This window comes from Weizmannia sp. FSL W8-0401, from assembly GCF_038009125.1.
Lineage (GTDB): Bacteria > Bacillota > Bacilli > Bacillales > Bacillaceae_C > Weizmannia > Weizmannia coagulans.
This window is the reverse complement of record NZ_JBBPAG010000001.1, coordinates 1,612,324-1,636,340: the sequence shown is the minus strand read 5'-3', so window position 1 is coordinate 1,636,340 and position 24,017 is coordinate 1,612,324. Positions and strand designations below refer to the sequence as shown.

Here is a 24,017-nt window from a genome sequence, read left to right as displayed (position 1 = left end):
ACATCCCTTCGTTAATATTATATTTCACTAAAGGGTGTCCATGAAACTATACTAGCATCAAAGCTAAAAGAACAGGGGAAACAACTTGTGAAAATTGATAAGTGGTTTCCCTCCACTAAGAAGTGTTCTTGTTGTGGTGCAGAAAAACCTGTGAAACTATCTGAACGCACCTACCGTTGTTCGTGCGGTTATGTGGCAGATCGCGACTATAATTCAGCAATCAATATCAAAAATGAAGGTATACGCTTATTAGCGTTATCATAAGTAACAAAACTCTTGGAACAAGAGGGTTAGCTCGGTCAGTTTTCGTTGGCTAGTAAAAGCAACGATAAGTCGAGAAGCCCCCACTTCAATTAGACCGCAAGGTCAATAAGTGGTGGGTAGTTCACCGGTTGGCAGTGTCCCTTGCACATAGGGCGGTGCGGTTGTTGCCCGACACGGTCACTGGATGCAAAAGGTTCGACGAATTTAAATTCGCCTTTTCCATCCATGCTTTCGCTACTCGCCCATCTCCCTTTGGCACTTTCTTTGCCTTCCGAATGATTGATAAAAAGATGGCAAAATTCTTCGGGTTCCTGATCAGGCGGGTATGTGCTCGGTACGACAAACATCTGCTCCTACTCCCGTACCAGTTTTGCCTTGCAATTTTGTCTACCCGCGGGTTAACAGGTTAAACATTCCGGCTTCAGTGTTTAAGAACGGGGCAAAAAGGCAATATAAAAAGAAATCTGATTTACATACAAAGGGGAACTTACGATGCAAAATACCGTTGCGAAAACAGAAGACAATTATTTTGAAAAAAATAAATCGAAAGTGGACATTCACGTGTTCGACAAGGAAGGCTCCCGCCCGTTTGCAAACTTCCCTTTTTCCAGCCGGAAAGTGTATGAATTTTTCGATTATACGCTGCGTACACCGCTCGAAAAAACAGATGCTTTCTATGAAATCTTAAAAATGCCGTTTGCATGTGAGATTTGGATTTTGCCGGTAACCGAAAAATCCTCCAATTTTATGCGGGAAATTCAAGAACCGAAAACCGCTGCTTTGTTTTCCTTTTTGGCGAAAGTAAAAGACACCATTCAGCGCGACCGCACCTTTATTGTCACAGATCAAAGCCATGCAGCGGCATTGGCTGAAGAAATGGAAAAGCTCGGCTTTACGATGACGGAACCCGGCCCGGCGGAACTGGAAAAACTCGTCATTTCTTTCGGAAATTGACATGGGGACACGCGTATGCATTTAATTGGAATTTTTGCCGGACCCGGGGAAGCAGCAGAAGCCGTTTTACAGCATCATAGAGAAAATGGGCGCATTACTGTCATTGCCAACAATGATGCGGCCATCCGTGAAGTCGGCCGTGAAGCCGGAAAAGGCGTAAACGGAATATGCCTTCATACGGATGTGGATCTCATGGACGAACTGAAAGCACTGGTCAAAAGAGAAACATATCCGGAAAAAATATTGGAAAAGATCCTTGAACTCGGAATTCCGCTTGAAATTGCCACCCGGTATGTCGGTGCGGCGGCAAACGGAAAAATCGTCGTATTGGCAAACGAATAATCTTTCCTTGCGGACAAAAAAGATCAAGCCCTGCCAAATGCAGGCCTTGATCTTTTTTTGTTATTCGTGAAAATGAAAAGTTTCTATTTTTTTATATTTTTAGCCTTGTATAATCATGCATATTGAATTATAATAATGCACATACATAACAATAGGGAGATGAAAATGTTGAAAATAGGGATTGTCGGGGCAAACGGATACAGCGGCGTGGAACTTGTCAGACTTCTTGCCCGCCATCCCCGCGCACAACTGGAAATGTTGATATCGCATCGCACAAAAGGCACGATGCTGACCGCACACTACCCGCATTTCCAGCACATCACCGAAGCCGAACTGGAAGACATGGTTCCGGATGAAATCGCAGGCAGGGTGGAACTATTGTTTTTCGCAACGCCGTCCGGGGTAGCAAAAAACTGGGTACCGCGCTTTGTTGAAAAAGGTTTAAAGTGCATCGACCTGTCCGGGGATTTCAGACTGGGCGGGGAAGCGTACAGGCAATGGTATAAACGCGAACCCGCCCCGCAAAAAGAGCTGGACAAAGCAATCTACGGCCTTGCTGAAATGAATGCGGACAGGATAAAAGAAGCGCAATTGATCGCCAATCCCGGCTGCTTTCCGACCGCAGCGCTTTTAGGGCTTCTCCCGGCTGTTCAAGAGGAGCTTATTGACACTTCCTTTATTGTGATTGACGGCAAAACCGGTGTTTCCGGCGCGGGAAGAAACCCTTCCCTCAGCAACTTATTTACTGAAGTAAATGAAAATACCGGCGCGTACAAAGTCGGCAGCCACCAGCATACACCGGAAATCGAGCGGTTCATCAAGGAGTTTGCCGGAAGGGAAGCGAAAATTTCGTTTACGCCCCATCTCATTCCGATGACAAGGGGGATTCTTTGCACGATATACGCGCCTTTAACAAAAAAAGTCACCACTGAAGATGTCCGCCAATATTATAGGAAAGTGTATAAAGGCCGGAAATTTATCCGGATCAGGCCGGCCGGTTCTTTTCCATCTACAAAGGAAGTATACGCCTCAAATTACTGTGATATAGGCGTCCATGCGGATGAACGGACGGGAAGGCTCGTGGTCATTTCTGCCATTGACAATCTTGTAAAAGGTGCAAGCGGGCAGGCAGTCCAAAATATGAATCTGCTTTTCGGGCTGGAAGAAGATACAGGGCTCAAGTCTATTCCGGTTTATCCATAAGGCAATCTTAAACATACCGTTTATATATGGAGGATGGCAATGAATCAATTATATGAGAAAGAAAGTACTGCATTTTTTACCAAAACGGACGGAAACATCTCGAGCCCGGCTGGATTTTTTGCCGGCGGGCTCCATTGCGGCATTAAAAGAAAACGCCCGGACCTTGGGTGGCTTTACTCCGCTGTCCCGGCACAAGCGGCTGCGGTCTATACGACGAATCAGTTTCAGGCAGCGCCCATCCAGGTCACAAAGGAAAGCATTGTGGAAAGCGGGAAGCTGTCCGGCATCATTGTGAATTCGGGAAATGCAAACTCCTTTACAGGCAGTGAAGGCCTCCGCCACGCCCGCCTGATGCGGAAATGGTTCGCCGCCCAAATCGGCGTAAACGAAAACCAGGTCGGCGTTGCCTCAACAGGTGTCATTGGCGAGTTTTTGCCGGTTGAAAAAATTGAAACCGGCATCCGCCGTATCGATATAGGAGAGGGGGCGTCCCATCCAGACCTTTTTGAAAAAGCGATACTCACGACGGACACCTTTCAAAAACGCGCCTGCGCAACACTTGAAATTGGCGGGAAAACGGTCACCGTTGCCGGCTGCGCCAAAGGATCGGGGATGATCCATCCAAACATGGCAACGATGCTCGCTTTTATGACGACAGATGCCAAAGTGGAGGCGGCTGCATTGCAAAACCTGCTGAAACAAACGGTCGATGAAACGTTCAATATGATCACGGTGGACGGCGACACAAGCACAAATGACATGGTGATTGTGATGGCAAACGGGCTGGCCGGAAATGATACGCTTTCATACGCACACCCGGATTGGAAAAAATTTGCAGAAAGCTTTGCCTATATTGCCCGGGAACTTGCCAAACAAATTGCAAGGGACGGGGAAGGCGCGACGAAACTGGTTGAAGTCTGTGTAACCGGGGCTGAAACGGAAAAAGAGGCGCAAGCAGCCGCAAAAACCGTTATCGGCTCAAATTTGGTAAAAGCCGCTATCTTTGGCGCCGATGCGAACTGGGGAAGGATTATCAATGCGATCGGATACAGCGGCGTCCAAGTGGATGAACAGGCGCTTTCTGTCCGTATCGGCGGGATTTCCGTAGTCGAAAAAGGCATGCCGGCTTCCTATTCCGAAGACGAGGCACATGCCTATTTAAAGGAAAATGACAAAATCTGTATGGCCATCGACCTCGGGGCCGGAACTTGCCAGGGTACGGCGTGGGGATGCGACCTGACCTATGATTATGTGAAAATCAATGCCACTTACCGTTCATAATGTTGGTGCACACATTTTTGCATAATTATACAAGATAATAACTATTTATAAGGGGTGGGCCAAATTGGCATACGTTGTCATCAAGTGCGGCGGCAGCATCCTCCATCAGCTGCCGGATGCATTTTTTGAAAATCTGGTGCAAATCAAAGCGCGATTCGGGCTTGATCCTGTTATCGTCCACGGCGGTGGGCCGGCGATCTCGGCCATGCTGGAAAAAATGCAGATCAAGTCGCAATTCAAAAACGGGATGCGTGTCACAACCGAGCCGGTGTTAAACGTCGTCGAGATGGTGCTTTCCGGTTCCATCAACAAATGGATTACGCGCCGGCTCTCACAGGCGGGGGCCAAAGCGGTCGGCATCAGCGGAACCGACTCAGGTCTTTTAACAGCCAGAAAGATTGAGGCACCTAATCTCGGGTATGTCGGGGAAATCGAATCGGTAAATGAACAGGTGCTGCATGCTTTATTGCGGCAGCAGTTTATCCCGGTCATTTCCCCGGTTGCGGCGGATAAAAACGGCCAGCGCTTGAATGTCAATGCTGATTTGGCGGCAGCCGCGGTTGCCCGAAAAATGAACGCGCGTGTTTGGATGGTGACGGATGTCCCCGGGGTCATGATGGAAGGGAAAGTGCTCCCTTATCTTACCCCCGGGCAGGTTGACGGGCTCATCCAAAAGCAAGTCATTACTGGCGGCATGATTCCAAAAGTCCGGGCAGCAGTGGAATGCATCCGGTCCGGCGTAAAAGAAGTGGTGATTGTGGACGGGACAGAAGAAGACAGCCTCCTGTTTTTGGCAGGCGGCGGAAAAACCGGGACGAAATTTACAGGGAACGGGGTTTTGATCGATGGATAAGATGGCGCAAACGGTACAGAAACAAGCACTTATGCAGACGTACAGCCGGACGCCGGTAAAGTTTGTAAAAGGAAAAGGCAGTTATGTATGGGATGAAAACGGAGAAAAATATTTGGATTTTACTTCGGGCATTGCCGTTTGCAATCTCGGCCATGTCCCCGAAAAGGTAAAAACCAAGGTGGCCGGCCAGCTGGACCAAATCTGGCATACTTCCAATCTGTTTGAAATCGGGCCGCAGGAAGAGCTGGCTGAAAAACTAGCAGCACAAAGCGTATTTGACCAGGCGTTTTTTGCAAACAGCGGCGCGGAAGCCAATGAAGCGGCGATCAAACTGGCCCGCCTTGATGCAAAAAAACGCGGCAAATCGGGGCCCATCGTCACCTTCAAGGCTTCGTTCCACGGCCGGACATTCGGGACATTGTCGGCAACGGCACAGGAAAAAATCCAGCATGGCTTTGAACCGCTTGTGCCGGGATTCATCTATTTGCCGTTTAACGACATTGCGGCACTCCGCGATCTCGCAAAAATAAAGCCCATTGCCGTCATGTTTGAACTGATTCAGGGGGAAGGCGGCGTCATTCCTGCAGAACAGGAATGGGTGGATGCCCTTGTCCGCGCGTGCAGGGAGAACGATTGTGCAATCATTGTGGATGAAGTGCAGACGGGCATGGGCCGGACCGGTACACTGTTTGCCTATGAACAGTACGGCTTCGAACCGGATATCATGACGCTTGCAAAAGGGCTGGGGTCTGGCATTCCGATTGGCGCCATGCTCGCGAAAGAAAAAATTGCGCAAAGCTTTACGCCCGGCACGCACGGCAGCACTTTTGGCGGCAACCCGCTATCCGCGACAGCCGGCCTGGCGACACTTGAAACGTTTGCGGAAGAGGATATCATCGAACATGTCCAAAAACAGAGCATCGATTTTTGGGCAAAACTGGAAGAGTTGAAAGCACAATTTCCTTTTATTAAAGAAATCCGCGGAAAAGGGCTGATGGCCGGCCTTGAAACGGAAATGGAAGCTGCGACAATCACCCGGGTGGCATTGACCGAGCATTTGCTTGTATTAACAGCAGGGCCGCATGTGGTCCGCCTGTTGCCGCCGCTTGTGATTACGGAAAAGGAAACGGCGCTTTTTGCCCAAAAAATGCAAACGGTTTTTGCCAAGGCAAACCAAAACGATCTTTAACCGGCAAAGAGACAAGGGAGGACAGAAAACGTGGCAAGAGGATATCTCATTCTTGAAACGGGAGAAATTTTTGAAGGCTTTTTTGCGGGAAATCCCGCTGAAACAACGGGAGAAGTGGTATTTAACACCGGCATGACGGGATATCAGGAAATGATGACCGACCCGTCGTACACCGGGCAGATCCTGGTGTTTTGTTACCCTTTAATCGGCAATTACGGCGTAAACGGCGATGATCACGAAAGCAAAAGCATCTCGGCGCGCGCGGTTGTGACCGGCGAAATATGCGCAAGCCCGAGTTTTTATAAAGTGGAAAAAACGGCCCTTTCCTTTTTGGAAAAGTCGGATGTCCCTTGCCTTTCAGGGGTGGACACGCGTGCGCTTGTAAAAACGATCCGCAAACGCGGCACTGTGCGCGGCCTTGTTTCAACGTCCCGCGATCAAAAAGTGCCATGCGGCGGCGATGAATTTTTCGTAGCCGAAGTTGCCATAAAACAACCGGAAACCTATGGAGACGGCCCTTTGCACATTGCTTTGATGGATTTCGGCTACAAAAAATCCATTCTGCAATACTTGCTTGACCGCAACTGCAAAGTGACCGTCGTACCCTTTGATTTTACGGCAAAACAAATGGCGGAACTTGCACCTGACGGCATTGTCATTTCAAACGGCCCCGGGGATCCTGCTAAACTGGCCGAGTGGCTGCCGGAAATCAAAAAAGTGAGCGCCGCTTACCCGGTGCTTGGCATTTGCCTCGGACACCAGCTATTGGCACTCGCTTACGGGGCAAAGACGAAAAAGCTGCCGTTCGGCCACAGGGGCGGCAACCACCCGGTTAAAGATTTAAAGACAGGCAAAGTGTTGATGACGGCCCAAAACCATGGCTATGTTGTCGATGAAGCATCACTTGCAGGGACGGAACTGGAACTTTCCTTTAAGAATGTGAATGACGGCACGGTTGAAGGCTGCATCCATCCGGACTTGCCGGTCTTCTCCGTCCAGTTCCACCCGGAAGCGCATCCGGGGCCGCGTGATTCCGAATACATTTTTGACCAGTTTTTACAACGAGTACAACAAAGAGCGGGAGTTTTGTCTTATGCCATTCAATAAATCGATCAAAAAAGTGCTTGTGATCGGCTCCGGCCCGATTGTCATCGGCCAGGCCGCCGAATTTGATTATGCGGGGACGCAGAGCTGCCTCGCCTTGAAAGAAGAAGGGATTGAGGTCGTGCTTGTCAACAGCAATCCGGCAACGATCATGACAGATGAAGAAATGGCCGACCGGATTTATTTTGACCCGCTGACGGTGGAGTCGATAGAACAGATTTTACAAAAAGAGCGTCCGGACGGCATTATCGGGACATTGGGCGGGCAGACCGGCCTGAATCTCGCCGTCCAGCTCTATGAAGCGGGGATTCTCGATAAGTACGGGGTACAATTGCTCGGGACGCCGGTGGAATCGATCCAGAAGGGGGAAGACCGCGAAAAATTCCGCCAGTTGATGCTTGATATCGGGGAACCGATCCCGCAGTCAAAAATTGTGGAAAATATGGAGGACGGGCTGGCGTTTGCGAAAAAAATCGGCTATCCCGTCATTATCCGCCCCGCCTATACGCTTGGCGGCTCCGGCGGGGGATTTGCGGCCAATGACAAGGAACTGCGGGAAGTGCTGCAGCGCGGCCTTGACCTGAGCCCGATCCACCAGGTGCTGCTTGAAAAAAGCATCAAAGGCTGGAAAGAAATTGAATACGAAGTCGTGCGCGATGCAAACGACACGTGCATCATTGTCTGCAATATGGAAAATATCGATCCCGTCGGGGTGCACACGGGCGACTCGATTGTGGTCGCGCCATCGCAGACTTTATCGGATGTGCAGTACCAGCTGCTCCGGGACGCTTCTTTAAAAGTGATCCGCGCGCTCGGGGTGATCGGCGGGTGCAACATCCAGTTCGCGCTCGATCCGTGTTCCGACCAGTACAATATTATTGAAGTCAATCCGCGCGTCAGCCGGTCATCCGCCCTGGCTTCGAAAGCAACCGGTTACCCGATCGCCCGCATTGCGACGAAATGCGCAATCGGCTATCATCTGGATGAAATTTTAAACCCGGTAACCGGCAACACGTTTGCCTCCTTCGAACCGGCCCTTGATTATGTTGTCGTAAAAATTCCGCGCTTTCCGTTTGACAAATTTACGGAAGCGGACCGGAAACTTGGCACGCAAATGAAGGCGACCGGCGAAGCGATGGCGATCGACCGCACATTTGAAGGGGCGCTTAACAAAGGGATCCGTTCGCTTGAACTCGGGCTTTCAGGCCTTTTCTATCCGGCGCTTGCCGAAAAACAGCCGGATGATTTGGTCCCGCTTTTGACGGAAGCGACCGATATCCGCCTGTTTGCGGTGGCGGAAGCGATGCGCAAAGGCATGGCGCTTTCTGACATTGAAAAATACACGGAAATCGACCGCTGGTTTCTTGAAAAAATAAAAAATATTGTGGATATGGAAGAAACATGCAAACAATATACGATCGATGCCATGCCGGATGCTTTGCTGCGCGCAGCTAAAAAAATGAACATCAGTGATGAGTGTCTTTCGGCATTATGCGGATGCAGCGAAAAAGCGGTGCGCGAAAAAAGAAAACAACTCGGGCTTGTGCCGGTTTATAAACTTGTCGACACCTGTGCCGCCGAGTTTGAGGCGCAAACGCCGTACTACTATTCCACCTGGGGCGGCCGGGATGAAGTGGAAGTGTCAAACCGCCCGAAAGTGCTGATCATCGGTTCCGGCCCGATCCGCATCGGGCAGGGGATTGAATTTGATTACTGCTCGGTCCATGCCGTTATGGCGCTCAAACAACTTGGCTATGAAACGATTGTCGTAAACAACAATCCGGAGACGGTCAGCACTGATTTTTCAATGGCGGATAAATTGTATTTTGACCCGCTGCGCCCGGAAGATTTGCTGCATATTATTGAAAAAGAGCAGGTGGCCGGCGTCTTCACGCAATTCGGCGGCCAGACCGCGATCAATGTCGCATCGAGCCTTGAAGCGGAAGGCGTGAAACTGTTCGGGACCACTGTGGAACAAATCGACCAGCTTGAGGATCGCAATCTTTTTTACAAGCTGCTGGATGAGCTCGGCATTCCGCATATTAAAGGGCACACCGCCTATGATGCAGAAGAACTGAAACGGGCGGCAAAAGACCTTTCGTTTCCGGTACTTGTCCGCCCGTCCTATGTTATTGGCGGGCAGTCGATGTTCATTTTTTACCATGAAGACGAACTCAACGCTTACGCCGATGCGTTGAAGTACGCAAGCGAAAAAAGCTGGCCGCTTATGATTGACCAGTATTTGCCGGGTACGGAATGCGAACTCGACTGCATTTGTGATGGGGAGAAGGTGCTCATCCCGGGCATTTTTGAACATATTGAAAAGGCGGGCGTCCACTCCGGCGACAGCATGGCCGTTTACCCGCCCCGGCACTTAGGCCCGTCTGTGCAGGAAACGCTTATCCGGTATGCTGAAAAAATCTGTTTAAAGGGCCAAATCAAAGGCATTGCCAATATCCAATTTTTAATTTATGAAGGGACCGTTTATGTGCTGGAAGTCAATCCGCGTGCTTCTAGAACCGTTCCGATTTTAAGCAAAGTCACCGGCATTCCGATGATTGATCTCGCCATTGCCGTACAACTCGGAAAAACGCTTGCGGAAAAGGGGCTCCTTGTACCGCCGGAACTTGTTGCCGTGAAGGCACCGGTATTTTCCTATACAAAGCTGAAAGATGTCGACCCTGTTTTAGGGCCTGAAATGAAATCAACCGGCGAGGTGCTCGGCCTTGCCCGGACATTCGGGGAGGCACTCGAAAAAACGCTTCTGTCCGTCCATGGCCCGGTGTTTGAGCCGCCGCTTGATGAACAATTTGTATTTTGCTCGGTGACGGATCGCGAAAAAGCAGCCGCTCTGCCGGTAATGAAAACACTGGCGGACAGAGGCTACCGGATTGCCGCAACGGAACATACGGCACGGTTCCTGGCCAAAAACGGCGTGGCTGCGGAAACAGTGGCCCTTGAGGGTGCCACCGCCTTTTTCGAACAGCAACCCGTAACCGCTGCGGTGGTCATCCCGACAAAAGGGCGGGACCAAAGAAGAGGCGGCAGCAAGCTGCGTGAAGCAGCAATGCGTTTCCATATTCCGCTGTTTACCTGTCTGGATACATTGGAAGCCATCACCCGCCACGCTACAGGGACAACGCCAAAAGTGGCTCCGCTTCACGATTTTAACCGCATAAAAGCAGAAGTTTAGCAGAAAGGAAGATACAGATGGCGACAATGGCCCGTACGAAAAAGAAAGATTTTTTAACAATCGGCGCGCTGCAGGAAGAGGAGCTGTACGATCTGCTCCAGGAAGCGGCCGTCTTAAAAAAAGCGCATAAAGAAGGGAAGGAGACCCCGTATTTAAAAGGGAAAGTGCTCGGGATGATTTTTGAAAAATCATCCACGCGCACCCGGGTTTCTTTTGAAGCCGGCATGCTCCAGCTCGGCGGCCACGCCCTTTTTCTGAGCTCGAGAGACATCCAGCTCGGGCGCGGCGAGACAATCCATGACACGGCAAAAGTGTTGTCCCGTTATGTCGACTGTCTGATGATCCGCACATTCGCGCACGAAACCATCGAATCTTTTGCGCGGCACGCAGATGTCCCCGTGATCAACGGGCTGACCGATCTGCATCATCCGACCCAGGTTTTGGCCGATTTGCTGACCATTCAGGAATATAAAGGGAAGCTTGTCGGGCTTAAAATCTGCTACCTCGGGGACGGCAATAACAATATGTGCCACTCATTGCTTGAGGGGGCGGCAAAGGCGGGCATGCATATGTCCGTCGCTGCCCCGGAAGGATATTTGCCGAATGCCGGCATTCTTGCTGGGGCTCAAAAAGAAGCTGCCCGAAAAGGGGTTTGTATTGAAATGGGCCAAAACCCGGAAGAAATGATCCGAAATGCCGATGTGGTCATCACCGATGTGTGGGCCAGCATGGGGCAGGAAGGCGAAACGAAGAAACGGCTCGAAGATTTGCAAGATTATCAGGTAAATGAATCATTATGCAAACTGGCAAAAAAAGATTTTCTTTTCCTCCACTGCCTGCCAGCCCACCGCGGCGAAGAAGTCACGGAGGCGGTCATTGACGGCCCGCATTCCGCGGTTTTTGACGAGGCGGAGAACCGGCTCCATGCCCATAAAGCCATTTTAAAAAAACTACTGGAAAATTTTTAATGAATCCGATATAATGGGTGTATAAAAATTCAACTTCAATATTATTTATACAAAGAGGCAGGGAGAGAGAAAAATGGCAAAGGAAAAAATTGTATTGGCCTACTCAGGCGGTTTGGATACATCCGTATCGATTAAATGGATTCAGGAAAAATACGGCTATGATGTCATTGCCCTTGGCATTGACGTCGGCGAAGGCAAAGATTTAAATGCGATCCGCCAGAAAGCGCTGAATGTCGGCGCAATCAAAGCGGTGATCATAGACGGGAAAGAAATGCTTGCAAAAGATTATATATTGCCGGCATTAAAGGCAAATGCGCTCTATGAAGGAAAATACCCGCTGTCTTCGGCGATCAGCCGCCCGCTTATTTCGAAGCTTTTGGTGGATGTCGCGGAACAGGAAGGCGCCGTTGCCGTGGCACACGGCTGTACCGGAAAAGGGAACGACCAGGTCCGTTTTGAAGTGTCCGTCCAGGCGCTCAACCCGAACTTGAAAGTCGTTGCGCCTGTCCGTGAATGGGGCATGACCCGCGATGAAGAAATTGCCTATGCGGAGAAAAACAATATTCCGATTCCGGTAGACTTAGATAACCCGTTTTCGATTGATGCCAATATATGGGGAAGAGCGTGCGAAGCCGGCGTCCTTGAAAATCCTTGGAACGAAGCGCCGGAAGCAGCATTCGACTGGACTGCGCCGATCGAAATGACGCCGGATGAGCCGGAATATATTGAAATTACGTTTGAAAAAGGCGTCCCGGTTGCCTTAAACGGCAAAGCGATGGGCCTCGTCCAAATGATCGAAGAGCTGAACCTGACAGCCGGCAAACATGGCATCGGCAGAATCGACCATATTGAAAACCGCCTTGTCGGGATCAAATCGCGCGAAGTATACGAAAACCCGGCTGCAGTCGTGCTGATCAATGCCCATAAAGAACTGGAATTTTTAACGCTGCCACGTGAAGTGACACAATTTAAAACAACGGTGGAACAGCAGTTGACCAAAATCATTTATGAAGGGCTCTGGTATTCGCCGTTAAAGGCCGCGCTCGATGCGTTTGTCGAGGAAACACAGAAAACGGTCACCGGCACGGTCCGCGTGAAACTGTTTAAAGGCACCCACACGGTAGTGGCAAGAAAATCCCCATACAGCCTGTATAATGAAGAACTGGCGACCTATTTGAAAGGCGATTCGTTTGACCATAATGCTGCAGTCGGCTTCATCAAACTGTGGGGGCTGCCGACAAAAGTATTTGCCGAAATCCAGGAAAACGGGAAAGTGTTAAATCAATAAGCAATTTGGCCGCTGTCTCTGATACTAAATCAGCAGCACGGCAAATTTCAAGGTTGGAACAGGCCCGTTCAAGTATTTTTCACTTGTTTGCCGAGGCGGGAGAAGTCGGAAAAATATCCGGAAGGCTGTGGCGGTTCGCCGTGCAGCCTTCATTTTTTAATCCTATTGCAGCAGGAGGAAATGACATTGTCAAAGCTATGGGGCGGACGTTTTACAAAGGAAACGAATCAGCTTGTTGAAACCTATACAGCGTCGATCGGATATGACCAGAGGCTTGCTTTTGAAGATATTGAAGGGAGCCTTGCCCATGTCCAAATGCTCGGCGAATGCGGCATTTTGCCTGAAAAAGATGTGGAACAAATCAAAGCAGGGCTTCATAAAATTGCCGAAAAAATCAAAAACGGAGAAGCGGCATTTACAGTTGAGAATGAAGATATCCATATGAATATCGAAAAAATGCTGATGGATGAAATCGGCCCTGCCGGCGGGAAGCTGCATACAGGGCGGAGCCGGAATGACCAGGTGGCGACCGATATGCACCTGTATGTCCGGAAAACGACAAAAGAAATGATTCGCCTGATTTCACTCGTCCAGGAAGCAATTGTGACGAAAGCAAAAGAAAACAAAGAAACGATGATGCCCGGTTACACCCATCTGCAACGGGCGCAGCCGGTGTTGTTTGCCCACCATCTTCTCGCTTATTTTTGGATGCTGGAGCGCGATAAAGAGAGATTTTCAGACAGCTTGAAGCGGACGGACTGGCTGCCGCTCGGTGCCGGGGCGCTCGCCGGGACGACTTTTCCGATTGACAGGGAACGGACGCGCGAACTGCTCGGATTTTCCCGCATTTACCCGAACAGCCTGGATGCTGTCAGCGACCGCGACTTTGTGCTTGAATTTTTGGCGAATGCCGCCATTCTGATGGCCCATATTTCCCGTTTGTCGGAGGAACTGGTGCTCTGGTCAAGCCAGGAATTCCAGTTTATCGAGCTCGATGATTCCTTTTGCACCGGGTCGAGCATCATGCCGCAAAAGAAAAATCCCGACGTGCCCGAACTTTTGCGCGGAAAAACGGGAAGGGTGTTTGGGAACCTCATCGGGCTTTTAACCGTTCTGAAAGGGTTGCCGCTTGCCTACAATAAAGACATGCAGGAAGATAAAGAAGGTATTTTTGATACGGCTGATACGCTTGAAGGAGCGCTTAAGCTGCTTGCGCCGATGATTGAAACGATGAAAGTGAACCGGGAGAAGATGTTCCGGGCTGTCTCGAACGATTACGCGAATGCAACCGATATTGCCGATTATTTGGCGAAAAAAGGGCTGCCGTTCCGTGAGGCGCATGCGGTGATCGGGCAGATTGTCCTCTATGGGATTCAGCACGGCAAATATTTGCTTGACTTGACACTGGATGAATATCAGTCGTTCAGCTCGCTTTTTGAAGCCGATATTTTTGAAGTGCTGAAACCGGAACATGTTGTCAAAATGCGGAACAGCGCCGGGGGAACAGGCCATGCACAAGTGGCGGCACAGCTTCAGATGGCGGAAAAACAACTCCGCACACCGGATTGAACAAGCGGCTCTTTGATACATGCAAGCGTGGCTGCGGGATCAAAAGCACAAGAAGCGGGCGTTCTTAAACAATCGCCCGGCTTTTTAACCGGGCCGGATCCTTCGCTTCCAACCTGTAACTGTATGATAACAGCTCCCGGGATGCCGGAAATTGTGGTATAATAAATGATTATAAACGAATCTTATGCTGATGCATCCTGGAACAGGCACACAAAGCCTTGAGGCCGGGAAATTGGGAGGAAAAGCTTTTGGTTGACACTGCAAGACGCATGAACCAGTTACCGACATTGATTTTTAATGAGCTTTTGGCGTACAAAAAGAAAAAAATAAAAGAAGGCAGCCGGATGATTGACTTAAGCATCGGAAGCCCGGATCAGGCGCCGCCTGCTTTTGTAATGGAAGAAATGGCCCGAAATGCAGCTGACCCGCGCCAATACGGGTATACAATTTCCGGGATCGGAGCTTTCTACGAGGCGGCGGCTCGTTATTACGAACAGTTCGGGGTGAAACTGGATCCTGAACACGAGATCATCCAGCTTGCGGGTTCCCAGGATGGCATTATCCATCTTCCACTCGTCTTTTGTAACCCCGGCGATATCATTCTCGTACCGGATCCCGGTTATACAGCCTATGAATCAGGGGTGAAACTGGCGGAAGCCGTGCCTTACCCGATGCCGCTTCTGGAAGAGAACGGTTTTATGCCGGATTTGTCAAAAATTCCGGAAGAGGTCGCGAAAAAAGCGAAAATGATGATGCTGAATTTTCCGGGCAACCCGATTCCGGTGCTTGCTGAGAAAAAATTTTTTGAAGAGGCCGTCCGGTTCGCAAAACAATATGATCTCGTCGTCGTCCACGATTTTGCCTATTGCGAACTCGTCTTTAACGGGAAAAAGCCGGTCAGTTTCCTGTCCGTCGCCGGGGCAAAAGATGTGGGGGTTGAATTTAATTCCTTATCGAAAAGCTTTAACTTGGCTGGGGCACGGATCGGTTTTCTGGCAGGGAACCGGGAAGTGATCCGGCTGTTTGCCCAAATGAAATCGCATATGGATTACGGCATTTTTGAACCGGTCCAAAGGGCGGCTGCCGCTGCTTTGGCAAACGGCAGGGAATTCGCACGCCGGAATGCTGCGCTGTATGAGAAAAGAAGGGATTTGTTTGTTTCCGGATTATCCCGGATCGGCTGGGAAATCCGCCCGTCTGATGCCACGATGTTTTTGTGGGCCAAAATCCCGGAAGGCAAAAAGTCCCTCGCTTTTACATATGAACTGATGGACAAAGCCGGCGTTGTGGTCACGCCAGGCAACGCCTTTGGCCCCCACGGCGAAGGATATGTCAGAATCGCGCTTGTACAGGATGAAGAAAGGCTCATGGAAGCTGTCCGCCGCATTGAAAAAAGCGGCGTGCATATGCCGCAAAAAGCGGGACTCCTTTAAGGGGCCCGCTTTTTGCATGTGGTGGCGGACAAGCCGGCTGTCAATGAATATTATGTGAAAAGTTTCACATAAATGTATGAAAATTTTCCGGGTTCCCTGAAAATGAGGTAGACGCCCGCGAATAAATGCGGTATGATAGGAATATAGAATGATAATCATTATCAATGAACAGACTCTATTTCTCGATCTGTCTAGGAGGGGCATACCATGGTCTTGACCGAACTGAAACCCGGAAGCAAAGGCATTATTACAGATTTATCAAGCATTGATCAAAGTATTCAAAGGCGCCTTCTTGATTTGGGTGTGCTTGAAGGCCGGGAAGTTTGTTATAAATGCGGATTGCCTTTCGGCGGGCCTTGCATGCTTGAAGTCAGCGGGCAGTGCATCGGCATCCGCAAAAAAGAAGCGATGCGGATCCACGTGGAGTGTTTATAATGCAGGTCGCTTTATTTGGAAACCCCAATACAGGAAAAACATCACTCTTTAATGAGCTTACCGGATCTTATGAATATGTTGGAAACTGGACAGGTGTCACCGTTGAAAAAAAGGTGGGCCAGCTGAAGGAAAATGCCGGGATGCTGATTGATTTGCCCGGTATTTATGCTTTGAACCCGCTTTCCAAAGATGAAGCGGTGGCATCGAGATTCTTAATTGAGGAAGACTTCACATCTGTTTTGAATATCGTGGATGCTTCCCAGCTCGCACGGAACCTGCATTTGACCATCCAATTGATGGAGTACGGAAAGCCGGTTCTGATCGGGCTGAATATGATAGATGTTGCAAAATCGCGCGGCATGAAAGTGAACGACCATTCGCTTGCAGAAGGCCTGGGCATTCCGGTCGTGCCGATTATTGCAAGGACAGGAAAAGGATGCAGGGCCATATCGGAACAGATGCAGGAAAAGGCGGTTGCACCGGATTTCCGTATTGATTACGGCGATGATTTGGAGCATGCGGCGGCCTATCTTATGGACCGGCTGCCGGATTTCCGGTCATTGGACAAACGCTGGCTAGCGCTCCAGTTTTTGGAAGGAAATGAAGTGATCCGCCAAATTCCGGCGTTTGCCAATGTAAGGGCGGAACTCGAAGATTTTTGCGCGGGCGTGGAGCGCAGGCTCCGTGCCGCCAACCCGCATACCTCCATTAAACAGGAAATGTTTAAAAAGCGGCAGCAATTTATTGACCGGCTGATTGAAACCGCTGTTGAAAAAACGGCGGCAGAAAAGAAAACGCTGACGGAGAAAATAGATGCGGTCGTCACGAATAAATACCTTGGCGTGCCGATCTTTCTCGTGATGATGTATTTGGTATTTTGCATTACATTCAACTGGCTCGGCACCCCTTTGTCGGATTGGCTTGACAAGTTTTTTTCAGGCCCGCTGACAGCCTGGATTGAAGCGGGGCTGAAAGAAGCGGGGGCAACGCCGTTTATCCGTGATCTGGTGTTAAACGGGATTGTGGCAGGGGTTGGCGGCGTTCTCGTTTTTGTGCCGCAAATTTTTGTTTTGTTTTTCTTTATCTCGGTGATTGAAGATTCCGGGTATATGGCGCGGGTAGCCATGGTCATGGACAGGGTGATGGAATCAGTCGGCCTGAACGGAAAAGCGTTTATTCCGCTGATTATCGGTTTCGGCTGCAATGTGCCCGGCGTCATGGCGGCAAGGACGATTGAACAGCCGAAAGAGCGGCTGTTAACGACGCTGTTGACCCCGCTCATGTCCTGTTCTGCCCGGCTTTCGGTCTACAGTTTGTTTGTCGCGGCTTTTTTCCGCCACCATCAGGCACTTATTGTCCTGTCGCTGTATGTGCTCGGCATTGTCGTTGCGCTTTTGCTTGCGAAAGTATTTTCGATGGTGGTGAAAACGGAAGGCTCTGTTTTTGTCATTGAACTGCCGCCGTACCGCGTGCCGAATGTGCGGAACTTGTACAGAAGCACATGGGATAAAGGGAAAGGTTTCGTCCGGAAAGCAGGGACCTTGATTTTCGGCGGCACGGTTGCAATTTGGCTCCTTTCGAATGCGGGGCCGGGCGGATTCAATGTGCCTGTCGATAAAAGTTTTATGGCGATCCTGTGCGGATGGATTGCGCCCGTCTTCAAGCCGCTCGGTTTTGGAACATGGCAGGCGGCGGCTGCACTCCTGACCGGTTTTATGGCAAAGGAAGTGGTCGTTTCAACGATGAACGTCCTCTATTTTGTTCCGGACGGCGCATCCCTGGCAGGCGTTATTTCCCATGCCTTTACGCCGCTTTCGGCCTATAGTTTTATGGTATTCATTCTTTTATACATTCCATGCCTTTCGACCGTGGCCATTATCCATAAAGAAACCGGCTCGGGGAAAGTGACGCTTTTTTCGATCGTTTATGCGCTTGTGATTGCTTATTTGATTGCTTTTCTGATTTACAATATTGGGCGGTTCATCGCTTTTTAAAACGGGGGAATGTTCCGATGTTATTCAGTATTTTGATTGGCGTTGTGATTTTTGCTTATGCGGCGTTTACGCTCATCCGTTTTGTCAAAAAAAGCAGGGAAGGGCAGTGCGCTTCCTGTGCACTGAAAGACCACTGCAATACAGCCAGCTGTTGTGCGCCGGATGCCCCATCCCGGGCCAAGGCGGCAAAAAGCTGAAAATACCGGGCCGCCCTTTAAAAGGTGTGCCCGGTTTATTTATAGGCAGGGGTTTCGTTTTGGCGGAAATCTGGCCCGGCGTTCCGTCTGTTTAGATTTTTTTGCTCCGGTATGGTAAGATTAACAATGTCCAAACAGGTATAATGGCAGCCGGCTCCGGGGCCGTCCCGTGCCGGGTAAAAAGAATTTCAGGAAAAAGGCAGATGAGGGTTCAAGCGATGAGCAAATTTAATGATGATTATATGATTACAATGGATGATATCGTCAGGGAAGGCGACCCGATTTTAAGAAAAGTGCTGGATGAAGTGAACATGCCGCCAACTGAGGAAGACAAAGCAGAACTGCGCTGCATGCTCCAGTTTTTAAAAAACAGCCAGGATCCGGAGATTGCCAGTAAATGCAATTTGCGTGCAGGCGTCGGATTGTCCGCAAATCAGATCGGCCTCAATAAAAGGATGTTTGCCGTTTATATTGCGGATGAAGACGGGGAAAAGGCGTACACGGTTTTTAATCCAAAACTGGTCAGCCATTCGGTATCGATGATCTACCTTCCGCAAGGGGAAGGCTGCCTGTCGGTTGACCGGAAAGTGGACGGTTTTGTGCCGCGTTATGAACGGATTAAAGTCAGGGCATACGATTTGGACGGGAATGAAGTGCTCATTAAATTAAAGGGCTATCCCGCGATTGTGTTTCAGCATGAGATGGACCACTTGAACGGGATTATGTTCTATGACCATATTAACAAGGACAATCCGTTCGTGCTTCCTGCAAACACGGATATCCGGAGCTTGTATGAATAAACAGCTTGCGCAAACGGCAGCCTGCACGGCTGCCGTTTGATGCATTATTCTCTTGTGCGGAAATAAGCATTCAGCTGGCCGCGAATGACTTGTTCGCGCATCGTACGTTCATTGTATTTTTTCTCTTTAATATATTCTTTGCGGATTTCCGCAGTCTGGATGCCTTCTTCGCGTTTATTGGCGATGTCCATCAGGCGTTCGACATCGGTAAACGAATATTTCCGGATGCCTCTGTTTGTCCGTTCCGGGAAAATCAATTTTCTTTCTTCATAGTAGCGGATTCTTCTTTCACTTAAGCCGGTTAGTTCACATACCGTTCCGATCGAGATGACTTTCTTTTCCAAGTATGATTCATTCGTTGCCACCTGTGCATCCTCCCTTTGTAAGGTGTTTTTATTAATATATACCAAAAAAGCCGTTAAGACCATATTTCTGTAAGAAATCCTGACAAGTATTTGCGCATTTTTCGCCGGCACGTGAGATTACATAACAGCAGTCCTTTGATGTCCATTGGGTTGTCCCAAAGCGGAGTTGAGTTCTTTCCAATTTAACCATATAATAATTCAAGACTGGTTTCTCTGCAGGAATAGCGGCTGCCCGCGGCCGGCTTAAAAGCGGGACCGGCATTTGTCCGTGCGCTTCCCCGGCCGGCCGGGGTTAAAATGCATACAGGAAAGAACGGAAGGCGGTGAATGATGCCGCTGTAACCGAAAGGGGAGTAGCACAGATGAAATCATCCCGGCTCATTTTTGCAGCAATCGTATTGATTGTTATGTTGCTCGCCTTAAATGAGTATCTGACCCATAAAGAATTGGCAAAAAAATCCGCGCAAAACAACGCTGCTGCCAAAAAACTGCTCGATGTGCCGCTTATCAGGCAAATGGATGCGCCCCGCCTTTACAACGGCTGCGAAGTGACAAGCCTCGCGATGCTGCTTGTCGATAACGGCTTTCATGTGACCAAAAATCAACTGGCGGAAGAAATCAAATATGTGCCGTTTACCTATAAAAACGGGCAGCACGGCAATCCGAATGCGGGTTTTGTCGGGAACATGGAGGACGGTCCCGGGTATGGCGTATACCACGGCCCTGTTTTTGAACTGGCCAAAAAATATGCCGGCACAAGAGCGGCGGATTTAACGGGGCAGCCTTTTTCAAAAATCCTGGAAAATGTCGGGGAAGGGCATGCTGTCTGGGTGGTTACTACAGCCCGGTTTCAGCCGGTTTCTGATTTCAAAACATGGGACACGCCCCAGGGCAAAATAAACATCACATACAGCGAACACAGCGTTGTCATCACGGGGTACGATACTGGCCATATTTATGTGAATGACCCGTATGGAACAAAAAATAAGCCGCTTAGCCGTAAAGTATTTGAGAAAGCGTGGAAGCAGATGGGCAGCCAGGCCATTGTGATCCGGTGAACAAAAACCTGGCGGAAAACGAGTTTCAAGAATTGTTGGATTGCCCTGTAAAGCGCTGCAGCATGCCGCCCGTGAATGCATGTTTGTATAGGGCTTGGCACTTCCGGTTATATTATCCAAAAATGGCCTTTGTACGTGCGTGTTGCGTTCAAACATTGGAAGGAAAGGCGATTTTCTTTATTTTAATTCCATGGCTGTCTGCGCTTTCCTTTATAATTCTTTAAGACTGTAATAAAATCAAAGTAAAGGCAGGTGCAGAGTATGGACGGGAAAAAGATGGCCGGGGAGAAAGCGGCAGAACTCATAGAAGATGGAATGATTGTCGGGCTTGGGACCGGCTCAACCGTTTATTACACGATAAAAAAATTAGGGGAACGGGTGCAAAGCGGCCTGCACATCACCGGGGTGCCCACCTCGCATGCGACGGCAAAACTTGCGCGCGAATGCGGCATTCCAATAGCAGACTTGAACGACACGGCGCAAATGGATGTGACCATTGACGGTGCCGACGAGGTGGACCCTTCCTTAGACGGAATTAAAGGCGGCGGCGGGGCGTTGTTGTTTGAAAAGCTGGTGGCAAAGGCGTCAAAAAGAAATATCTGGGTGGTGGATTCCCGGAAAATGGTTCAAAAACTTGGCGCTTTTCCGCTGCCGGTGGAAGTGGTCCCGTTCGGATACAAGCATTTGGTGAAAACGTTTGAGCGGGAAGGATTAAACCCTGTCCTCCGGATGAAAGAAGGCCGGCCGTATGTAACAGACGGCGGCCACTATATCGTGGATATCCGTCTCCAAACGCCTGATATCGGCGCGTTTGGAGCCTGGCTGGACAGCATAACAGGCGTTGTAGAGCACGGGCTTTTTCTCGGCATTTGCGATCTTGTTGTCATCGGGAAAGGAGGCAAGGTATATACCCGGAACCGGGCGGAGGCAAAGAACGTTACTTTGTGAAAAACATCCGTATGGGAGACCATACAGAAAATTGAATTTCGGAGGAAGATTGATGTATCGTTTATTAACGCATAATGACCTGGACGGGCTTGGCTGCGGGATTCTTGCCAGGCTTGCATTCGGCAAAGACATTGAAATCCAGTATAATTCCATATCCGGTTTAAATCCCCAGGTGGAAGCTTTTTTAAAAAAAGAACATAAAGAAGACATGCTGTGGATTACCGATTTATCGGTCAATGAAAAAAATGCGGAGCTCCTCGATGCCTATGCCGCACAGGGCGGAAAAGTGAAACTGATTGACCACCATAAAAGCGCGCTTCACTTAAATGAGCATGAATGGGCTTCTGTCCAGGTGGAGGAAGACGGCAAACAGACAAGCGCTACTTCTTTGTTTTACCGGTATCTGCAAGCGGAAGGAAAAATCAGCCCGACCGGCGCCATTGACGCGTTTGTCGAACTTGTCCGGCAAATGGATACATGGGAATGGGAACGCAACGGGAATATGCAGGCCAAAAAATTAAATGATCTTTTTTACCTGTATCCGATCGAAGAGTTTGAAGAGATTTTGCTACATAAACTTAGCGGCAGTGAAACTTTTTCATTTGATGATCTGGAAGAAAAGATCCTCGATCTGGAAGAGAAAAAAATCGAAAGGTATATCAATGGAAAGAAGCGGGAAGTCTACCAGGCCGTGATTGACGGTTATTATGCAGGTGTTATCCATGCCGAGTCGCACCATTCCGAATTGGGGAATGCCATTGCAAAAGAATACCCACATCTCGATTATATCGCCATTTGCATGGTCGGAAAGAAACGGATCAGTTTCAGGACGATTCATGACCATATTGACGTATCGGAAATTGCCAAAAAATACGACGGGGGCGGGCATAAAAAAGCATCGGGGGCTGTGCTGACGGAAGAGGCGTTCCGGCAGTTTGTCATCGAAACGTTTAAAACGGAACCGCTTAAACGCGATTTTGCCCATAACCAGTCCAATATCAAAGGGCAGGAAGCGGGATGTTTATACCAAAACCGCAGCGGGGAACCGATCTTAATTTATAAAGACGCCCAAAAAGGCTGGGAGATCGAAGCAAGAGGCTTAAAGCAGTCTCCTTCTTTTTCCGCCTTTGAAGAAGCGGAAAAATTTGTAAAGCGCCAGTTCCAGGCGTGGCTTGCCCACGATGATGCGTATTTGGAATATATGGACAAAAAGAAAAAAAGAAGCGAAAGCGGTTTGTAAAGCTGCCCGGGTGATGCCGGGCTTTTTTTTTCGTGCTGGGAGAGCCGGTTGCATGCAAATTTGCACGCAGGATGAAGCGCGTCCTGCACTTAGCAAGTTTGCCGGGGAAGAAAGGGGCTTAAAAAAGGCACATCCGCGTTTGGATGCGCCTTTTTCCTTAATATACAAGTGAGAACAACCCGTTGATATGGGCCAGGTAACGGATATTGCTTGCTTCCTTCATGGCGGAAGCCGGGAAGCCTTTTAATTGCGTTTGGTTTTCCCCGATAAACGCAATGGCATCTTTTCTGCCGAGGCTTGCAAGCGTACCGGAGTTGACCGGCTGGAATGTTTGCATTTTCCCGCCTTTTAAATAAGCATAAAGATTATAGCCGATCAATTCGCCCATTTGCCATGACATTTGTGCTGTTGGCGGATAAGGGCGTGCGCCTTCTGATGGGAAGACAACCGCGCTGTCGCCTGCAACAAACACATCCGGGTGGGAAGTGGATTGCAAATAGGCGTTTACCGTTGCACGCCCGCGGTTTACTTCAATCCCGGAATTTGCAACGACACGGTTTCCTTGCACGCCGCCCGTCCAGATAAGCGTCTTCGTTTCGATTTTCTGGCCGTCTTTTAATTCCACCACATTGTCCTGGAATTTCGTAACAGGGATGCCTGTGAAAAATTGCACGCCGCGCGCTTCCAAGCTCTTCGTTGCCCGTTCAATCAGATTTGGCGCGAAGTTCGGCAAAATGGAAGGCGCCGCTTCGACACAAATAAGCGAGATTTCGGAAGGGTCGATCGCAAATTTTTTCGACCACCCCGGAACCTTGTCCGCCAGCTCGCCAACCAGTTCAATCCCGGTCAGGCCGCCGCCGCCGACAACAAATGTGGCATCCGCTTTGTTTTTCGTTTTGGCATACTGCTCAAGGCAGGACTCGATATGGGCATGAATGCGTTTCGCATCGTCCACTGATTTTAACAGAAAGCTGTTTTCTTCAAGGCCCGGAATACCGAAGAAAGCTGTTTCGCTGCCGAGCGCCACAACGAGCACATCGTAATTCAGCTTAAAGCCGCTTCCAAGTGATACTTCTTTCGAATCAGGCGAGATTTTTGTGACTTCATCCACCTGAACGTCGACATCTTTGCCTTTAAACAGTTTTCTGAGCGGAAGCGACACCCGTTTTTCAGAAACGCCGCCCGCCGCCAGACGGTGCAGTTCCGTAATAATTTGATGGTCCGGCACACGGTTTACGACTGTGATCGCCGCATCGTCTTTTGACAAATATTCACGCGCTGATAACGCAGATAACAGGCCGCCGTAACCGGCCCCTAAAATGACAATTTTTTTACTCAT

22 protein-coding genes and 1 pseudogene are annotated in these 24,017 nt (G+C 49.5%); 20 read left to right on the top strand and 3 right to left on the bottom strand.

What is annotated here, in order from left to right:
- Window positions 1-33 precede the first annotated feature (33 nt).
- Window positions 34-264 (top strand): annotated as a pseudogene (locus tag NSU00_RS07815) (zinc ribbon domain-containing protein); the annotation flags it as partial.
- An 89-nt stretch (window positions 265-353) separates the two neighbouring features.
- On the opposite strand, the gene NSU00_RS07810 reads toward NSU00_RS07815, so the two are convergent.
- Window positions 354-611 carry a manganese catalase family protein gene (locus tag NSU00_RS07810; protein ID WP_019721370.1) on the bottom strand — a complete coding sequence of 86 codons (258 nt, stop codon included), beginning with the start codon at window positions 609-611 and terminating at the stop codon, window positions 354-356.
- Between the two features lie 145 nt (window positions 612-756).
- Between NSU00_RS07810 and NSU00_RS07805 the strand changes: the two genes are divergently transcribed.
- The 16 genes from NSU00_RS07805 (at window position 757) to def (ending at window position 19,067) form a co-directional block, all read left to right on the top strand.
- Complete coding sequence (locus NSU00_RS07805) at window positions 757-1,218, top strand: hypothetical protein (RefSeq protein ID WP_133536348.1); 462 nt, start codon at window positions 757-759, stop codon at window positions 1,216-1,218.
- A gap of 15 nt (window positions 1,219-1,233) precedes the next feature.
- Window positions 1,234-1,560, top strand: a complete 327-nt coding sequence (locus NSU00_RS07800) for a hypothetical protein (protein WP_019721368.1) — start codon at window positions 1,234-1,236, stop codon at window positions 1,558-1,560.
- 165 nt (window positions 1,561-1,725) lie between these two features.
- Entirely contained in the window at window positions 1,726-2,763 is a 1,038-nt protein-coding gene (gene argC, locus NSU00_RS07795) for an N-acetyl-gamma-glutamyl-phosphate reductase (RefSeq protein WP_133536350.1), read from the top strand.
- Window positions 2,764-2,802: 39 nt separating this feature from the next.
- Entirely contained in the window at window positions 2,803-4,044 is a 1,242-nt protein-coding gene (argJ, locus tag NSU00_RS07790; RefSeq protein ID WP_340703575.1) for a bifunctional glutamate N-acetyltransferase/amino-acid acetyltransferase ArgJ, read from the top strand.
- A gap of 64 nt (window positions 4,045-4,108) precedes the next feature.
- Window positions 4,109-4,897 (top strand): acetylglutamate kinase, encoded by a 789-nt coding sequence (gene argB / locus NSU00_RS07785; protein WP_019721365.1) that lies wholly within the window; start codon window positions 4,109-4,111, stop codon window positions 4,895-4,897.
- Window positions 4,890-6,086, top strand: a complete 1,197-nt coding sequence (locus NSU00_RS07780; protein ID WP_340703574.1) for an acetylornithine transaminase — start codon at window positions 4,890-4,892, stop codon at window positions 6,084-6,086. The genes argB and NSU00_RS07780 overlap by 8 nt, the downstream gene beginning before the upstream one ends.
- 30 nt (window positions 6,087-6,116) lie before the next feature.
- Window positions 6,117-7,193 (top strand): carbamoyl phosphate synthase small subunit, encoded by a 1,077-nt coding sequence (locus tag NSU00_RS07775; RefSeq protein WP_029141474.1) that lies wholly within the window; start codon window positions 6,117-6,119, stop codon window positions 7,191-7,193.
- Window positions 7,180-10,383, top strand: a complete 3,204-nt coding sequence (gene carB, locus NSU00_RS07770) for a carbamoyl-phosphate synthase (glutamine-hydrolyzing) large subunit (protein ID WP_285958142.1) — start codon at window positions 7,180-7,182, stop codon at window positions 10,381-10,383. Before NSU00_RS07775 ends, carB begins: the two co-directional genes overlap by 14 nt.
- 17 nt (window positions 10,384-10,400) lie before the next feature.
- Window positions 10,401-11,351 (top strand): ornithine carbamoyltransferase, encoded by a 951-nt coding sequence (gene argF / locus NSU00_RS07765; protein WP_328014346.1) that lies wholly within the window; start codon window positions 10,401-10,403, stop codon window positions 11,349-11,351.
- Between the two features lie 73 nt (window positions 11,352-11,424).
- On the top strand, window positions 11,425-12,639 hold the full coding sequence (locus NSU00_RS07760; protein ID WP_014098237.1) for an argininosuccinate synthase: 1,215 nt from the start codon (window positions 11,425-11,427) through the stop codon (window positions 12,637-12,639).
- A gap of 186 nt (window positions 12,640-12,825) precedes the next feature.
- On the top strand, window positions 12,826-14,208 hold the full coding sequence (argH, locus tag NSU00_RS07755; RefSeq protein WP_340702641.1) for an argininosuccinate lyase: 1,383 nt from the start codon (window positions 12,826-12,828) through the stop codon (window positions 14,206-14,208).
- A 248-nt stretch (window positions 14,209-14,456) separates the two neighbouring features.
- Window positions 14,457-15,641, top strand: coding sequence for an LL-diaminopimelate aminotransferase (locus tag NSU00_RS07750; protein WP_340702640.1), 1,185 nt, complete (start codon window positions 14,457-14,459; stop codon window positions 15,639-15,641).
- 207 nt (window positions 15,642-15,848) lie between these two features.
- Complete coding sequence (locus NSU00_RS07745; RefSeq protein WP_026104754.1) at window positions 15,849-16,076, top strand: FeoA family protein; 228 nt, start codon at window positions 15,849-15,851, stop codon at window positions 16,074-16,076.
- Window positions 16,076-18,070 carry a ferrous iron transport protein B gene (gene feoB / locus NSU00_RS07740; RefSeq protein WP_328014125.1) on the top strand — a complete coding sequence of 665 codons (1,995 nt, stop codon included), beginning with the start codon at window positions 16,076-16,078 and terminating at the stop codon, window positions 18,068-18,070. The genes NSU00_RS07745 and feoB overlap by 1 nt, the downstream gene beginning before the upstream one ends.
- 17 nt (window positions 18,071-18,087) lie before the next feature.
- A complete protein-coding gene (locus NSU00_RS07735; protein ID WP_013859419.1) occupies window positions 18,088-18,267 on the top strand; it encodes a FeoB-associated Cys-rich membrane protein in 180 nt (59 codons plus the stop codon).
- A 218-nt stretch (window positions 18,268-18,485) separates the two neighbouring features.
- Window positions 18,486-19,067, top strand: a complete 582-nt coding sequence (gene def, locus NSU00_RS07730) for a peptide deformylase (protein WP_013859417.1) — start codon at window positions 18,486-18,488, stop codon at window positions 19,065-19,067.
- Window positions 19,068-19,111: 44 nt separating this feature from the next.
- On the opposite strand, the gene NSU00_RS07725 is transcribed toward def, so the two are convergent.
- The gene (locus tag NSU00_RS07725) at window positions 19,112-19,432 is read right to left on the bottom strand and encodes a MerR family transcriptional regulator (RefSeq protein WP_041819081.1); all 321 of its coding nucleotides are present in this window, start codon (window positions 19,430-19,432) and stop codon (window positions 19,112-19,114) included.
- A 362-nt stretch (window positions 19,433-19,794) separates the two neighbouring features.
- On the opposite strand from NSU00_RS07725, the gene NSU00_RS07720 reads away from it, so the two are divergent.
- The 3 genes from NSU00_RS07720 (at window position 19,795) to NSU00_RS07710 (ending at window position 22,678) form a co-directional block, all read left to right on the top strand.
- On the top strand, window positions 19,795-20,490 hold the full coding sequence (locus tag NSU00_RS07720) for a C39 family peptidase (RefSeq protein WP_133536370.1): 696 nt from the start codon (window positions 19,795-19,797) through the stop codon (window positions 20,488-20,490).
- A 261-nt stretch (window positions 20,491-20,751) separates the two neighbouring features.
- Complete coding sequence (rpiA, locus tag NSU00_RS07715; RefSeq protein WP_019721356.1) at window positions 20,752-21,438, top strand: ribose-5-phosphate isomerase RpiA; 687 nt, start codon at window positions 20,752-20,754, stop codon at window positions 21,436-21,438.
- Between the two features lie 52 nt (window positions 21,439-21,490).
- The gene (locus NSU00_RS07710; RefSeq protein ID WP_340703573.1) at window positions 21,491-22,678 is read left to right on the top strand and encodes a DHH family phosphoesterase; all 1,188 of its coding nucleotides are present in this window, start codon (window positions 21,491-21,493) and stop codon (window positions 22,676-22,678) included.
- A gap of 157 nt (window positions 22,679-22,835) precedes the next feature.
- Here NSU00_RS07710 and NSU00_RS07705 read toward each other — a convergent pair whose 3' ends face one another.
- On the bottom strand, window positions 22,836-24,017 hold the full coding sequence (locus NSU00_RS07705) for an NAD(P)/FAD-dependent oxidoreductase (protein WP_017550436.1): 1,182 nt from the start codon (window positions 24,015-24,017) through the stop codon (window positions 22,836-22,838).